This is a genomic window from Pseudomonas sp. NPDC089401 (assembly GCF_044749485.1).
GTDB lineage: Bacteria > Pseudomonadota > Gammaproteobacteria > Pseudomonadales > Pseudomonadaceae > Aquipseudomonas.
Window position 1 is genome coordinate 311,838 of record NZ_JBIVIA010000005.1, and the last position, 15,370, is coordinate 327,207.

Annotated in this window: 13 protein-coding genes; 5 read left to right on the forward strand and 8 right to left on the reverse strand. The window is 63.4% G+C overall.

Going from position 1 to position 15,370, the window contains the following annotated elements:
* Complete coding sequence (locus ACIP21_RS14530) at positions 1 to 1,302, reverse strand: MFS transporter (RefSeq protein WP_400688517.1); 1,302 nt, start codon at positions 1,300 to 1,302, stop codon at positions 1 to 3.
* 383 nt (positions 1,303 to 1,685) lie between these two features.
* Between ACIP21_RS14530 and ACIP21_RS14535 the strand changes: the two genes are divergently transcribed.
* Complete coding sequence (locus tag ACIP21_RS14535) at positions 1,686 to 2,816, forward strand: porin (RefSeq protein ID WP_400688518.1); 1,131 nt, start codon at positions 1,686 to 1,688, stop codon at positions 2,814 to 2,816.
* Here the strand turns inward: ACIP21_RS14535 and ACIP21_RS14540 are convergent.
* Together ACIP21_RS14540 and ACIP21_RS14545 are read right to left on the reverse strand one after the other, a co-directional pair.
* On the reverse strand, positions 2,793 to 3,731 hold the full coding sequence (locus tag ACIP21_RS14540) for a LysR family transcriptional regulator (RefSeq protein ID WP_400688520.1): 939 nt from the start codon (positions 3,729 to 3,731) through the stop codon (positions 2,793 to 2,795). The two genes, ACIP21_RS14535 and ACIP21_RS14540, sit on opposite strands and share 24 nt — an antisense overlap.
* Before the next feature lie 97 nt (positions 3,732 to 3,828).
* On the reverse strand, positions 3,829 to 4,602 hold the full coding sequence (locus tag ACIP21_RS14545; RefSeq protein WP_400688521.1) for an SDR family NAD(P)-dependent oxidoreductase: 774 nt from the start codon (positions 4,600 to 4,602) through the stop codon (positions 3,829 to 3,831).
* 136 nt (positions 4,603 to 4,738) lie between these two features.
* On the opposite strand from ACIP21_RS14545, the gene ACIP21_RS14550 reads away from it, so the two are divergent.
* The gene (locus ACIP21_RS14550) at positions 4,739 to 5,887 is read left to right on the forward strand and encodes an aldose epimerase family protein (RefSeq protein ID WP_400688523.1); all 1,149 of its coding nucleotides are present in this window, start codon (positions 4,739 to 4,741) and stop codon (positions 5,885 to 5,887) included.
* A gap of 81 nt (positions 5,888 to 5,968) precedes the next feature.
* Here ACIP21_RS14550 and araH read toward each other — a convergent pair whose 3' ends face one another.
* The 5 genes from araH to araD1 all read right to left on the reverse strand — a co-directional run bounded on the left by araH (position 5,969) and on the right by araD1 (position 11,497).
* On the reverse strand, positions 5,969 to 6,937 hold the full coding sequence (araH, locus tag ACIP21_RS14555) for an L-arabinose ABC transporter permease AraH (RefSeq protein ID WP_400688525.1): 969 nt from the start codon (positions 6,935 to 6,937) through the stop codon (positions 5,969 to 5,971).
* A 9-nt stretch (positions 6,938 to 6,946) separates the two neighbouring features.
* The gene (gene araG / locus ACIP21_RS14560) at positions 6,947 to 8,479 is read right to left on the reverse strand and encodes an L-arabinose ABC transporter ATP-binding protein AraG (RefSeq protein WP_400688527.1); all 1,533 of its coding nucleotides are present in this window, start codon (positions 8,477 to 8,479) and stop codon (positions 6,947 to 6,949) included.
* Positions 8,480 to 8,542: 63 nt separating this feature from the next.
* Positions 8,543 to 9,544 carry a substrate-binding domain-containing protein gene (locus ACIP21_RS14565; RefSeq protein WP_400688529.1) on the reverse strand — a complete coding sequence of 334 codons (1,002 nt, stop codon included), beginning with the start codon at positions 9,542 to 9,544 and terminating at the stop codon, positions 8,543 to 8,545.
* Positions 9,545 to 9,580: 36 nt separating this feature from the next.
* Positions 9,581 to 10,444: an SMP-30/gluconolactonase/LRE family protein gene (locus tag ACIP21_RS14570; RefSeq protein ID WP_400688530.1), complete on the reverse strand. Its 864-nt coding sequence runs from the start codon at positions 10,442 to 10,444 to the stop codon at positions 9,581 to 9,583.
* 60 nt (positions 10,445 to 10,504) lie between these two features.
* Positions 10,505 to 11,497, reverse strand: coding sequence for an AraD1 family protein (gene araD1, locus ACIP21_RS14575; RefSeq protein WP_400688532.1), 993 nt, complete (start codon positions 11,495 to 11,497; stop codon positions 10,505 to 10,507).
* Positions 11,498 to 11,655: 158 nt separating this feature from the next.
* On the opposite strand from araD1, the gene ACIP21_RS14580 reads away from it, so the two are divergent.
* From ACIP21_RS14580 to dapA, 3 genes are all read left to right on the forward strand, one after another.
* Positions 11,656 to 13,392 carry an IlvD/Edd family dehydratase gene (locus tag ACIP21_RS14580; RefSeq protein ID WP_400688534.1) on the forward strand — a complete coding sequence of 579 codons (1,737 nt, stop codon included), beginning with the start codon at positions 11,656 to 11,658 and terminating at the stop codon, positions 13,390 to 13,392.
* Positions 13,393 to 13,438: 46 nt separating this feature from the next.
* A complete protein-coding gene (locus ACIP21_RS14585; RefSeq protein ID WP_400688535.1) occupies positions 13,439 to 14,167 on the forward strand; it encodes a FadR/GntR family transcriptional regulator in 729 nt (242 codons plus the stop codon).
* A gap of 321 nt (positions 14,168 to 14,488) precedes the next feature.
* A complete protein-coding gene (gene dapA, locus ACIP21_RS14590; protein ID WP_400688537.1) occupies positions 14,489 to 15,364 on the forward strand; it encodes a 4-hydroxy-tetrahydrodipicolinate synthase in 876 nt (291 codons plus the stop codon).
* Positions 15,365 to 15,370 lie beyond the last annotated feature (6 nt).

The following is a 15,370-nucleotide window of genomic DNA, read 5'->3' on the forward strand; positions in this document are numbered from 1 at the left end:
TCATTCGCATCCTTTGTTTTCCGGGAAGTACTTGAGGCAAGCCAGGCTGACAACACCTCCGGCCAGCAGGTAATAAGCCGGCGCCATCGGGGTGCCCAGCGCGGCGATCAGCCAAGTGGCGACCAGGGGTGAGAAGCCCCCGAAGATCGTCACGCCCAGGCTGTAGCTGACCGAGGTGCCAAACGATCGCCGGGCTTTCGGGAAGCCCTCCATGATCAATGCGAAGTAGGCGCCGGCGCCGATGCAGGTGGGCAGGATCAGCGCGGCGACGCACATCATCGCCAGGCCCATGTGCTCGACCTGCCCGAGCAGGTAGAACATCGGCAGGGTGAGCAGCACCGGTGCGGCAATGGTCCACACCAGCAAGCGTTTTCGCAGTTGGTACTTGTCGGCAAACTTGCCCGCCAGTGGGCAGATGATCGCCATGCAGCCGCTGCTGATACAGGCGATGGCCATGGCGCTGCCAGACGGGTAATGCAGCGCGGTGGTCAGGTAGGTGGGCATGTAGAACACGAACAGGTACATGCCAATGGTCGAGCTGGCCATCAGGCCGATGCCCAGGGCGATGCGCCTGAGCAGTTCGCCATCCATGCCCTGTGCACCCTGCGGGGCGCGTGCGGCGTCATGGGTTTCTGGCAGGCGGTTGCGAATGTACAAGCCGACCGGGCCGATCAGCAGCCCGAAGATGAAGGGTATGCGCCACCCCCAGCTTTCAAGGGCGTGCGCATCGAGCGCCTGGCTGAGCGCAAGACCGAACCCCGCCCCCACCAATGCGGCATAGCCTTGGCTGGCGGCCTGCCAGCTGACGCTATGGCAGCGCTTGCCGGGCGTGCTCGACTCCATCAGGAATACCGCCGCCGTTCCAATCTCGCCCCCGGCCGACAAGCCCTGGATCAGCCGCCCGGCCACCAGCATCGCCGTCGCGAAGATGCCGACCTGCGAATACGTCGGCGCGAAAGCGATCAACGCGGTGCCCAGGGTCATCAAGCCGATGGTCAGGCTCAATGCCGCCTTGCGCCCTCGCCTGTCGGCATAAAGCCCGATCACCATCGCGCCCACCGGGCGCATCAGGAAGCCCACGCCGAAGGTGGCCAGCGACATCAGCAACGAGGCCATCGGCGAATCGGAGGGGAAGAAATGCCGACCGATCAATACAGCGAAGAAGCTGTAGATGGTGAAGTCGTACATTTCCAGCGCATTGCCCAACGAACAGGCAATCAAGGTCTTTCGCGAGGAGGATGCCTGCACAGCAGGCTCAGGGCCCGTGTGCATGGCTGTCGGGGCGGGGAGCGGTCTGGTCATTGTTATCTCCGATGGCAAATCACGGCGTGCAGTGACTATCAGCCAATCGAACGATCAACACACTTGCGCGTTCGGCATGCGCTTAACCAATGGTTAATCGACACCTGTCGACGCTGGCCGAATCGCCCTGAGATGGCGCGCAGATTGCCCGTTGTCGCCGGCCTGCCCCGTCACCGCGCACGTACCGCCCCCCCAACCCCGTCCGGCACCCGCCTCGCTGCCATTGCGCAACCGCTCTGAAACGGACCGACGCGGCGCGCACAGGGCCGCGCCCGAGCATGCTTAACCAAACGGCATGGCATGGCCGAATAAGCAATCACGCTGACACCCGCTGTTCACCGACGCTAGCGCTACCCCATCACCGTGCTGGCCTGGAGTCGTGAATGAACACTCGCACTGCATCGTTGCTGTTGATGTGCCATGGGGCTTGTCTTGCCGCGCAGGCACAAGCCGAGGGTTTCCCTACCCTCAACAGGATTTCTGCAGGTTTCGGTTACTACGGGGTCGACTCTGGCTTCGATGACAAGCTGAAGGTCTACGGCAGCGTCGATGCGTTCGCCAGCTATCACGACTCGCAGCACCACTCAGGTTTCAGGCTGGCCGGCGGCGGTGCCTGGACCAACAAACTCGGGCTGTACGGGCGAAAAGAGCTGAGCCCGGACACGGCCCTGGAAGTCGACGTGGAAGAAGGCTTCAACCTTAACGGCACGGCGCTGGACGGCACCTGGGACAGCATCGGCACCCTGCGCCTGGCCACGCTCGCCCTGCGCTCGCGCACGTTGGGCAAACTGGAGTTCGGCAAGACCTACGGCATGAGTACGCCCACCTACGCCGACCCGTTCCTGGCCACCTACGGCTCGCCCTATACCTACCTGGCCATACCCGCCGCCGGCAAAGGCGCGTATTACCTGGACCTGCGCCCCAAGCACACGCTGGCCTACAGCAGCCCGAGCCTGAATGGGTTCAGCCTCGGGGCCGCCATGAGCTTCGGTTTCGATGATGCCGCAAGCCAAGGGCGCACCGTGAGAGGCGGCGGCGCCAGGCTGCAATATCGCAACAGCCGGGTGATGCTGCTGGCATCCTACAACCTGTACTACAGCGACCCGTGGGACGATGGCGGGTCAACGCGACAGACTGCCAACCATTTCAAGAGCCTGTCGGCGTTCTACGATTTCGGCCCGTTGGCCACCAGCCTGACCTGGCAGCGCCAGGAGGTGGATCAGGCGGGCACGCCCAGCACCACGCTGTACACCTTCGGCCTGATGGCGCCTGCCGGCGAACGCGACGTGGTACGGCTGGCGGTGATGCAGCGCACCGTCACCGCCCGCGACAAAGACGCGCTGGGCGTGATGATCGGCTATGACCACTTCCTCACCCCGCAGTGGGCCGTTTATGGCCGGCTCGGGATGATCGCGAACCAGCGCGCGTCGTCGGTCACCTACGCCGGCACCCCGTTGGAACAGGCCGGCGACAACCCCAGTAACGTTTCCCTAGGCATGTACTACCACTTCTGACTGGGCCGGCTGCGACCGCTTCAGCACCCGCCCGCGCAAGCTGTGGAACAGCTCCTGGGCGGGTGCCGTGAGGCTGTGGCGGTCGATGCAGACCAGGTTGACCGGGTAATCCGGAATCAGCTCCTGCACTGTCATGGCAACGAATTCGGGATTGAAGCCAATGGTGAACACCTCGTCCACGGCCAGTTCACTGATGGTCATCAGCGACTCGGTGTTCTTCAGCAACTTGAGCGCCATCATGATGGAGGTGCATTCGACAGTGTTCTGCGGCACCTGCAGGCCGTTGACCTCGAACAGCTGATGAAACTGCGACGCCTGGTCGGCAAGCTCGTCCAGGCTGATCCAGTTGGCATACTGCAGCGAGCGCAACGAGTGGGAAAACTTCTGCTGGTTGGACGCATGGCAGATCACCCTGCCCTTGATGCTGCCCAGTGCCTCCCAATCCAGGTTCAGGCGGCTCAGCGGCTGCTGCGAGGTGATGGCGAAATCCAGGCTGCCATCGCGCAGGCGTTGCAGGATCTGGCTGGGCCGCAGGTCGGTGATGGTGATTTTCACCCGCGGGTATTTGCGCCGGAATGCCAGGATGCTTTCGTCGACACCGTTGAGCATCGCCGTCAGCGACGTGACCCCGATGGACACCGCACCCAGCGCCGCGTCCTGAATGCTCGCGGCCTCGATCTGCAGGCGGCGAATGCTTTCCACCACAAGGTTGGCGTGGCGGATCACCCGTTTGCCATCCTCGGTCAGCGCCATGCCCTTGTGCGAGCGCTGCAACAGCGCAAACCCCAGCTCGCGTTCCAGCTCCTTGATCGAGCGGCTCAACGCCGGCTGGGTAATGTGCAGGGTCTTGGAGGCCTCGAGAATGCTTCCTGCCTGATGAATGGCGACCAGCGCCCTGAGTTGGTGAAGTTTCAACCGTCGGTACCTTGTTGTTAGCGTTGTTGTCAGCAGCCCGGTTCAATGACACCGGCCACTTTAAACTGCAAAAACAAGGCCTGGAACCACCGGGCACCTAGACCCAGCCACCGTCGACGATGAAGTTCTGCGCCGAACACATCCTCGAGGCATCCGACGCCAGGAACAGCGCCATGTCGGCGATATGTTCCGGCATCACGCTGCCCGGCAGGCACTGGCTGCGGCTGATCAGCTCCTTGGCGGCATCGTCGACCCACATCGCCAGCTGCTTTTCCGTCATCACCCAACCCGGCACCAGGGTATTGACCCGAATATGCTGCGGCCCCAGCTCCCGCGCCAGCGCCCGGGTCATGCCGTGGGCGGCGGCTTTGCTGGCTGCGTACACCGGGTAGCCGGCAGAGGCCATCATCCAGCCCACAGATCCCAGGTTGATGATCGAGCCCCCACCCGCGCGCGTCATCATCGGTACCACGGCCTTGGCAGCGAAGAACGCGTGTTTCAGGTTGACCGCGATCAGCCTGTCGAAGGTCTCCGAATCCACCTCTTCGAGGCTGTGGCGCAGGTCATTGGCCGCGTTGTTCACCAGCACCGTGATCGGCCCCAGGGATTGCTCGAAGCCCCCGATGGCGGCCCTGTAGTCGAGGTCATCGGTGATGTCGCAATGGACGAACTCGACGCTGTGCCCCTGGCTGCGCAGAAGCGTCTCCAGGCGTTCGCCCTGGCGTTGCGCACGGTCGACGAAGCCGACCCTGGCACCTTGCGCGGCGAACGCCCGCACCATGAATTCGCCGATCCCGGAGGCGCCTCCTGAAATCAGTACGGTTTTACCTTCGAGGTCGGGGTAGACGGCGTTCGGGGTGTGGTCGGTCATTGCTCAAGGCCTCATTCAAATAGTCTTATTTTATTTTGCAGAATTGGCGTCAGAAGCTATACATGCGCTGTGTCACCGGCAAAATATCGCACATTAGTAGAACTATTTCACTCAAAATAACAAAAGGAAGGCGATGATGAAGCGATCTCTCTACCTGCTTTCGGGCCTGGCCATCCCCGTGATGATTGCCACCGGCTGCGCCCAGGCCGCAGGGCTCAGCACCGAGCACAAGGCGTTCGGGCAAACCAATGACGGCACCGTGGTCGATCAGTACATCTTGCGCAACAGCCAGGGCATGCAAGCCACGGTGATCACCTATGGCGGCGTGCTGCAGTCGCTGATGGTGCCAGACCGGCATGGCAAGGTTGAGGATGTGGTGCTGGGCTTCGACGACGTCCAGGGCTACCAGGGCGGTACCGCGTTTTTCGGCGCGACCATCGGCCGTTTCGGCAACCGCCTGGCCGGCGGCACCTTCGAACTCGATGGCAAGCGCTACCAGGTGCCGCTCAATGACGGCCCCAATTCGCTGCATGGCGGCGCCCGAGGCTTCGACAAGCAGGTCTGGCAAGCCAGGCCGGTCAAGGGCACGGACTGGGTCGGCGTCACCCTCACCTACCTGTCCAGGGACGGCGAAATGGGCTTTCCCGGCAACCTGAAGACCGAGGTCACCTATAGCCTGAACGAGCAGAACGAACTGCACATCGACTACAAGGCCAGCACCGACAAGCCCACGCTGGTCAACCTCACCAACCACAGCTACTTCAACCTCGCCGGCGCGGGTAACGGCGACATACTCAAGCAAGTCGCCACCTTGCATGCCAGCCATTACACGCCGGTCAACGCGACCTTGATCCCGACGGGCGAACTGGCCCCCGTCAAGGGCACGCCGATGGACTTCCTGAAACCGACGCCGATCGGCCAGCACATCAGCGACGATCATCCACAGCTCAAATTCGCCGAGCCGAAACAAGGCGGGTTCGACTTCAACTGGGCGCTCGATGGCAAGGGCGAACTCAAGCAACTCGCCGCCGAAGTGCATGACCCGCAGTCCGGTCGGCGCTTGCAGCTCTACACCAGCGAACCGGGCGTGCAGTTCTATACCAGCAACTTCCTTGATGGCTCAGTCAAGGGCAAGGCTGGCAAGGCTTACCCGCATTGGGGTGGTTTTACCCTGGAGACTCAGCACTTTCCGGATGCACCGAACCAGCCCGGCTTTGCCTCGACCCGCCTGAACCCAGGGCAGACCTACACCCAACACACCTTCTTGAAGTTCTCCGCCGACTGATCGCAGGTTGCTGCAGAGCGTCGACCAAGCTGCGATGACGGTGGCCTGAAAGCACCGCCATCGCAGGCTCGGCCGGCTTGATCAACGTTGCTTCATGCGGTCGATGACCACGGCCAGCAACAGGATCGAACCGCGAATCACGTACTGGTAGAAGGTGTCGATGTTCTTCAGGTTCATCGCATTCTCGATGATTGCCAGGATCAACACCCCGGCGATCACATGGCGGATCATGCCGATGCCGCCGCTCAACGACACCCCGCCCAGCACGCATGCGGAAATCACCGTGAGCTCGAACCCCTGGCCGATCATCGGTTGGCCGGAGGTCATGCGCGACGCCAGGATCACCCCCGCCAAAGCGCCGATCAGGCCATGCACGGCAAAGATCAGCACCTTGGTGCGGTCGACATTCACCCCCGCCAGCAACGCCGCTTCCGGGTTGCCGCCGATGGCCATGGTGTTGCGCCCGTAGGTGGTGTAGTTGAGCAGCCAGCCGAAGAACAGGAAGCACAGGATGGTGATCAGGATCGGCACCGGCACGCCGAACAACTGGCCGTTGCCCAGGGAAAAGAACTGATCCTGCGACACACCGACCGCCTTGCCATCGGCAAAGATGTAGGCCAGGCCGCGCACGATCTGCATGGTCGCCAAGGTGGTGATCAACGCGTTGACCCGCAGCCTGGCGATGACGATGCCGTTGATCAGCCCCACAACCAGGCCCATCAGCAGCGCCGCGCCGACACCCAGCAGGACGCTTTCGGTATCGCGCATCACGATCGCCGCCACCACGCCGGCACAGGCAATCACCGAGCCCACCGACAAGTCGAAGTGCCCGGACGCCAGGCAGAACAGCATGGTGCACGCGGCGATGCCCACGGTGGAAATCGCCAGGCCCAGCCCGCGCATGTTCAGGGGTGAAAGGAAGTTGTCGATCAGCATCGCGCACAGCACGAAGATGCCGACCGCCACCAGCGGCATCGCCCAGTTGTCGAGCAGCGCGCGCAGGTCCAGGGGTTTGGCGGTGGTCGGCAAAGCGTCGTTTTGAGTACTCATGGTCTTCTCTCAGTTCGCCAGGCCGCGCGGCAAGGCCAGCTGCAGCAAGTTGGATTCGGTGGCATGTTCGCGGGTGTGTTCGCCGCTCATTGCGCCTTCGCACAGCACCAGGATGCGGTCGGAAATGCCCATCACTTCCATCAGGTCGCTCGACACCACGATCACCGCGATGCCCTCGGCCGCCAGGTTATGGATGATCTGATAGATCTCGGCCTTGGCGCCGATATCGATGCCCCGGGTCGGTTCGTCCAGCAGCAGGACTTTCATCGGCATCGACAGCCAGCGGCCGAGAATGGCCTTCTGCTGATTGCCACCGGACAGGAACTTGATCTTCTGCGCAGGGTTCGGGGTCTTGACCCGCATGGCCTTGATCTGCCGGTCGGCATTGCCCGTTTCCCAGTTCCCCTGCAACAGCCAGCCAAACCTGGAATGGCTGCCACGGGCGCTGATGTTGATGTTTTCAGCCACGCTGGCCAACGGAATGATGCCCTCCTTCTTGCGGTCCTCCGGGCACAGCAGCACGCCGGCGGCGATGGCATCACGGGGTGAGCGCAGTTGCAGGGGCTGGCCGCAGAGCTCCAGCTGCCCGGCGCTGGCCCGCTCCAGGCCGCTCAACAGGCGGAACAACTCGGTACGCCCGGCGCCGACCAGCCCGAACAGGCCCAGCACCTCGCCCTTGTGCACCTGGAAGCTGACCGGTTCGCGCAGGCCGGGGCCAAGCAGGCCTTCAGCCTTGAGCGCAACCTCGCCGTGCTGGCGCGGGCGGTAGTCATAGATGTCCTGGATATTGCGCCCGACCATGCAGGTCACCAGGGTGTCATGGGTCAAGGCGCTCATGTCCTCGAAGGTGCGCACGTAGCGACCGTCCTTGAACACCGTCACCGCGTCGCAGATGCGAAACACCTCTTCCATGCGGTGGGACACGTACAGCACCACTTTGCCCTCGTCGCGCAGGCGCGCGATGATCGCCATCAGCCGATCGATCTCGCGGGCGGAAAGGCTGCTGGTGGGTTCGTCGAAGGCAATCACATGGGCACCATGGGACAGCGCCTTGGCGATTTCCACCAGTTGCCGCTGGCCCAGGGACAGGCGGCCAAGCTTTGCCTCCGGGTCGATCTCGTCGGCCAGGCCCTTGAGGCATTCCAGCGCCTGCTGGCGCAGCAGGCGCCGGTTGACCACGCCAAAGCGCGACGGCAGATGCCCGAGGAACAGGTTTTCCGCGACGCTCATTTCCGGCACCAGGTGCAGTTCCTGGTGAATCACCGCGACGCCGCAGTCGAGGCTGTCGGAGGCGCACCTGAAGGCCATTGTCTGCCCACCGATCTGCAAGGTGCCGCGGGTGGGGATGTAGGCGCCGCCGAGAATCTTCAGGAGGGTGGATTTGCCGGCGCCGTTTTCGCCCATCAGGGCGTGGACCTGCCCCGGGTGGGCGGTGAAACTGATGCCGTCCAGCGCCTTGACGCCGGGGAAGCTCTTGCTGATGCCGTCAAACCGCAGACTGGCCCCGGCCTTGTGCTGTTGTACGTTCCGTTGTGCGTGCATGACCACCTCTTCATACCGGTCAGGCGGCACCGTCACCGGTGCCGTCAAGGGAAGCGAGCCGCCTTATTTCCACAGGCCGATCTTTTCCAGTTCCTGCTTGAAGTTGTCGCGGGTGATCAGGGTCACCTGCTCCATCCCGGTATACTTCGGCGGCTCGGTACCCTTGGTGACCCACTCGTACATCATCAGTGCCGTGTTGTAGCCCTCGAGGTGCGGGCTGGGCAGCATCGAACCGAAGAAACCGCTGTCGGCCTTCTTCAGCTCGCCGATGGCATCGGTGCCATTGATGCCGATACCGATGACATTGGCAGCGGCAAAGCCGGCACTTTCGGTGGCGCGCACGCCGCCGAGCACGGTGTTGTCGTTCATGCCGCCGATGATCAGGTTCTTCGCCCCGCCGGGCAGCTTGACCAGGGCCGAATTGGTGGCGTCCATGCTGCCTGGCACGTCCAGGGTCTTGAGGGGGGCGACAAGGATATGCTCCTTGGGCAGGCCGGCCGCCTCCAGGGATTTGATCGAGCCGTCGGTACGCTGCTTGCCGGTATCCAGTTCATTGAAGGTGGTGATCACCGCATAGGTGTCGTTCCAGTCCCATTGGCGCTTCTTCGCTTCGTCAGCCATGGCGGCGCCCTGCTTCTGGCCCACTTCGAACGCGGCCATGCCCAGGTACGGCACGTCTTCCATGAACTTGCCCTTGGCATCGACAAAGCGGTCATCCACGGCGATCACCTTCAGGTCGTTGACCTTGGCCTTGGCGACGATGGCCGGGCCCAGGGACACGTCCGGCGGGCAGATGACGAAACCCTTCGCGCCGTTGGCGGCCAGGCTGTCGATGGCCGACAAGGTTTTCTCGCCGTCCGGCACGGCGATCTTGATCACCTCGAAACCGTGTTCCTTGCCGGCCTTTTCGGCAAAGGCCCATTCGGTCTGGAACCAGGGTTCTTCGGCCTGCTTGACCAGGAAACCGATCTTCACAGTGTCGGCGGCCAGCGACAAGCCGCTCAGGCTCATGGCCGAGACCGCCACGGCGGCGCACAACGAACGGATACCTCGATGACGATTCATACGGGTGACTCCTTGTTTTTGTTTTGAGTGCTGCGGTTAACCGGCGAAGCGGTGACAGGGTGTGCCGGCCACGTCCAGTTCGATGGCCAGCAGCGCGCCGTCCAGGGGATGGCCCGCTGGGCTGGCGGCACTGGTGATATACAGGGTGGTCAGGTCCGGCCCACCGAAGACGCAACTGGTGGGCCGGCTGACGGGCAATTCGATGATGCGGTCGATGCTGCCGTCCGGTGCCAGCCGCAGCAGGCAGCTGCCGTCCCAACGGGCGTTCCAGACAAAGCCTTGGCTGTCCATGGCCGAGCCGTCCGGCACACCCCGCTCATGGGGCCCGAACCAGGCCTGCGCAGAAGAGAGCCTGTCGCCCGGATCGATCCGGTGCCGATACAGCGTGCCGTCCAGGCTGTCGGCAAAATACAGCTGGCTGCCGTCCTCGCTCCACAGCAAGGTATTGGGAATGCCCAGGCCGTGCAGCAGCGGGGTGACCTGGCCGGTGGCGTCGATGCGAAACAGGCCGCCGCTGCGGCGGCTGACCGGCAGCTCTTCACCCTGTTCGCCAAGGTTGTTCTGCATGGTGCCCAGCCAGAGGCGGCCGCGGGCATCGCAGCGCGCTTCGTTGCCGCGGTTGCCCGGTTGCGGGTCGGCCACGCACAACAGGGTCAGGGCTTCGCTGGCCAGGTCCAGCCGATAGACACCACTGCTCAGCGTCACCAGCGCATCGCCGCTTGCACAGGGAATGAATGCCGAGACGTGCTCGGGCAGCTGCCACACCTGTAATTGCCTGCCCATCAGGCGCAGCGCCTGTCTGCCGGCGATGTCGACCCAGTACAGGGCCTGCGTGGCGGCGTCCCAGAACGGGCCTTCGCCCAACTGCGCGCGATGCGGGGTGACAGCGATGCACGACATGAAGCCTCCTTGCTGTTGATGTTCTCAGGCCCGCGTGACAGTGGTTCGATGCTCAGTGCCCTAGAGTGTGCCCACTGCACCCGGCTCGAATACAGCTTCCGCGGGGGCGATACCGTTGATCAAGGGTGCGCCGAACTCCGCCTGGCTGATCTCGAACACATCGCCCGGCCGGGTGCGAATGCCGTCGGCGAAGGACAGCGTGGCCGTACCGAAGAAGTGGATGTGCACGTCCCCGGGGCGCTGGAACTGGCGGTACTTGAAGTGGTGGTATTCAAGGTTCGCCAGGCTGTGGCACATGTTGGCTTCGCCGCTGAGGAACTCATTCTGCCACAGCACTTTGCCATCACGGAGGATACGGCTGCTACCGGCCAGATGCTGCGGCAGGTCACCGACCCGAAGCTCCGGGCCATAGCTGCAGCTGCGCAATTTGGAATGCGCCAGGTACAGGTAGTTCTTGCGCTCGATCACATGGTCGGAGAATTCGTTGCCGACGGCAAAACCCAGGCGATAAGGCTTGCCGTCGGGGCCGATCACATAGAGGCCGGCGAGCTCGGGCTCTTCCCCGGCGTCTTCGGCGAACGGCGGCAGCGGGAATGGCTGCCCCGGGCGCACGACGATGCTGCCGTCGCCCTTGTAGAACCATTCCGGCTGCACGCCCGCCTGGCCGGCCGCCGGCTTGCCGCCCTCCACGCCCCACTTGAAGATGCGCATGGTGTCGGTCATTGCCGCTTCGTCGCCCGCCTGCTGATGCATCTTGTCCCGCGCCGAAGCGCTGCCCAGGTGGGTCAGGCCGGTGCCACTGACCAGCAGGTGGGCAGGATCCGGATGGTCCAGTGGCGGCAGGATGCGCAGCGTGGCCAACAGCTCTGCATAGTCGTGGCTGGCGCCCAGGCCCAGGGCGTCTACCTGCTGTTCGAGCTTGACGCCCGCCTCGATCGACGCCAGCGCCAGGTCGCGAACGGTACGCGCCGCCTGCACCTCCCGCACCAGGGCACCCTCGACCACTCCGACGCGGCGGTCGCCGCCACTCAACTCGAACTGAACCAAACGCATGGCTTTCTCCTGAAAACGGGCTTGAACAGACGGCAAGGCAACTGCGACAACGACTATATAGTAGTACTATTTAGCCGGCAACACTTCCAAGACTCGGTTATTTGGCCTATGTTAAGCCTCACGGCGAACACTATAGTCTTACAATAAGAGAACAGATCATGACTGATAAAAAGCCCGCCCTGCGCTCCGCCCAATGGTTCGGCACCGCCGACAAGAACGGTTTCATGTACCGCAGCTGGATGAAAAACCAGGGCATCGCCGACCATCAGTTCCACGGCAAGCCCATCATCGGCATCTGCAACACCTGGTCGGAGCTGACCCCGTGCAACGCGCATTTCCGCCAGATTGCCGAACATGTCAAACGCGGGGTGATCGAGGCCGGTGGCTTCCCGGTGGAGTTCCCGGTGTTCTCCAACGGTGAATCCAACCTGCGCCCCACGGCCATGCTCACCCGCAACCTGGCGAGCATGGACGTTGAAGAGGCAATCCGTGGCAACCCGATCGATGGCGTGGTGCTGCTGACCGGTTGCGACAAGACCACCCCGGCCTTGCTGATGGGTGCCGCCAGTTGCGATGTGCCGGCCATCGTCGTGACCGGCGGGCCAATGCTCAATGGCAAGCACAAGGGCAAGGACATCGGTTCGGGCACCGTGGTCTGGCAGCTCAGCGAGCAGGTCAAGGCCGGCACCATCAGCCTCGATGACTTCCTCGCCGCCGAGGGCGGCATGTCCCGTTCCGCTGGCACCTGCAATACCATGGGCACCGCCTCGACCATGGCCTGCATGGCGGAGGCGCTTGGCACTTCCCTGCCCCACAATGCGGCCATTCCGGCGGTGGATGCGCGGCGCTACGTGCTGGCGCACATGTCCGGCATGCGCGCGGTGGAGATGGTCCGCGAAGACCTGCGGCTGTCGAAGATCCTCACCCGGGAAGCCTTCGAGAATGCGATCCGGGTCAACGCGGCCATCGGCGGTTCGACCAACGCGGTGATCCACCTCAAAGCCATTGCCGGGCGCATCGGCGTCGCGCTGGACCTGGACGACTGGACCCGCATAGGGCGCGGCATGCCGACCATCGTCGACCTGCAGCCTTCCGGGCGCTTCCTGATGGAGGAGTTCTACTACGCAGGCGGCCTGCCTGCGGTGTTGCGTCGCCTGGGTGAGGCCGGTCTGATTCCGCACCCCAACGCCTTGACGGTCAATGGCAAGTCCATCGGCGAGAACACCCGGGAGGCGCCGATCTACGGCGAAGACCAGGTGATCCGCAAGCTCGACAACCCGCTGCGCGCCGATGGCGGAATCTGCGTGCTGCGCGGCAACCTGGCGCCCTCGGGCGCCGTGCTCAAGCCGTCCGCCGCCACGCCCGAGCTGATGCAGCACCGCGGGCGCGCCGTGGTGTTCGAGAACTTCGACATGTACAAGGCACGCATCAACGACCCGCAACTGGAGGTCGACGCCAGCTCGATCCTGGTCATGAAGAACTGCGGCCCCAAGGGCTATCCGGGCATGGCCGAGGTCGGCAACATGGGCCTGCCGGCCAAGCTGCTGGCCCAGGGCGTGACCGACATGGTGCGCATTTCCGACGCACGCATGAGCGGTACGGCCTATGGCACCGTGGTCCTGCATGTGGCGCCGGAAGCCGCAGCCGGCGGGCCGCTGGCAGCGGTGCAGGAAGGTGACTGGATCGAGCTCGATTGCGCCAACGGCCGCCTGCACCTGGACATTGCGGATGCCGAACTGGCCGCACGCATGGCCGACCTGCAAGCGCCACAGCCATTGCTTGCCGGCGGCTACCGCCAGCTCTACACCGATCACGTGCTGCAGGCCGACCAAGGTTGCGACTTCGACTTCCTGGTCGGCTGCCGAGGGGCTGAAGTCCCCCGGCATTCCCATTGATTGGGGTAGTATAATGCCGCCCATTTGACCAGAGCCGCGCTTCTTCATGGATCAACAGCCGCCCAAGCCGCGTAAAAGCATGCATGCCCAGATCGTTCAGGACCTGGGCATGTCGATCGTTTCCGGTCGCTTCAAGCCTGAAGAAAGACTGCCCATGGAATCCACCCTGTGCGAAGAATACAAGGTCAGCCGCTCGGTGCTGCGTGAGGCTACCCGCGTGCTCAGCGCCAAGGGCCTGGTGTACTCCAAGCCCCGGGTAGGCGCGGTGGTGCGGTCGCGGTCCAAGTGGCACCTGCTCGACCCGGACGTGCTGGCCTGGCTGATGCAGTCCACGCCCCACAGCAAGTTTTTCGACACCTTGTCCGGGGTGCGGCGCATTCTCGAGCCGGAAATCGCGGCAATGACGGCGGTCACCGCCACCGACGAAGACATTGCCAGCATCGAAAAAGCCTACCGGGGCATGGAAACCGCGACCAACCACGAAGACCTCCTGCAGGCCGACCTGGACTTCCACCGCGCCATTGCCGAAGCCACGCACAACGACCTGCTCGCCTACATGTGCGAAATGCTGTCGCTGCCTTTGCGCGAGTCGATCAACATCACCAACCGTCGACCCGACCCGGACATCCAGTGCCTGAGCCTGCCTCGACACAAGGCTATTCTCACCGCCATCCAGAACCGTGATGCCCTCGCCGCACGGCACGCGTCGCTGGTGCAACTGGATGACACCCGCGTGGCGCTGCACACGGTGATGAATACGCTGACCCCGCTGTAACGCCAGGTGGCGGCGCAAGCGCGCCGCTGGCGAGACCTTCCTGCGCGCCCCACCCTGGTCCCCTGGGCTGGAAAAAATCAGGCTGGCTTCAGCCACCCACCGCCAACGTCGGCGGCGCGCACAAAATGATTGAACCAATCATTTTCCTTCCTAGATCAAACCTCTCTTCCTGCTCTTCCATTGGCGTTCCTTCAGCGGGCCAAAACTGGGATCAAGCGCACACCACGCAGTGATTACTGCAATCACTTATAGAAATTTCTTGATTGATTCAATCACCACTGCCAGTATCGTTCCCACAAAAACCACAAAGAGACGCCCTCGATGAAATTCAAAGGGATCGTTCCAGCCCTCCTCACGCCCTTCACCGCCGATCAGCAGGTCGACGAAAACGCCCTGCGCAACCTGGTCGAAAACCTGCTTGGCCATGGCGTCCACGCCCTGTTCGCCCTCGGCACCAACGGTGAATTCTTCGCCCTTTCCCAGGAAGAGAAACTGCGCATCGCCGCGTTGGTGGTCGACGCCGCAGGCGGACGGGTGCCGGTGATCGCAGGGACCGGCGCCTTTTCCACCCATGAAGTGGTGGAGATGAACAAGCGCATGGCCGACGTCGGCGTCGACGGGCTGTCGGTCATCACCCCCTATTTCAACGCCGTGAGCGAACGCGAGCTGATTCGACACTACGAAATCATCGCCGAAGCCTCGAGCCTGCCGGTCATGCTCTACAACATCCCCGCCAAGACCGGCATGAGCATCGGCATCAAGGCCGTCGCCACGCTGAGCCAGCACCCGATGATCAAAGGCATCAAGGACAGTGCCGGCAACTTCGACAGCCTGGTGCAGATGATGAACTACCGCAGCGATGATTTCGCCGTGTTCGCCGGTACCGATTCGCTCATCTACTGGAACCTGTTGGCCGGGGGCGACGGCGCCGTGGCCGCCACTGCGAACGCCGTCCCGCAGGTGGTGATGGAAATCTGGAACCGCTTCCAGGCAGGCGACCACGCTGGCGCACGCGCCGCCCAGGAGCACCTGCGCCCGCTGCGCGATGCCTTTGCCCTGGGCACCCTGCCGGTGGTGCTCAAGCAGGCCACCAGCCTGCTCAACCTGCCCGTCGGGCCCTGCCGCTCGCCCATTCTGCCGCTGGAGCCCGCCAACGCGGAGCGCCTGGCCAGCATCCTGTCGGTCTACCACGCCTGATCCCGG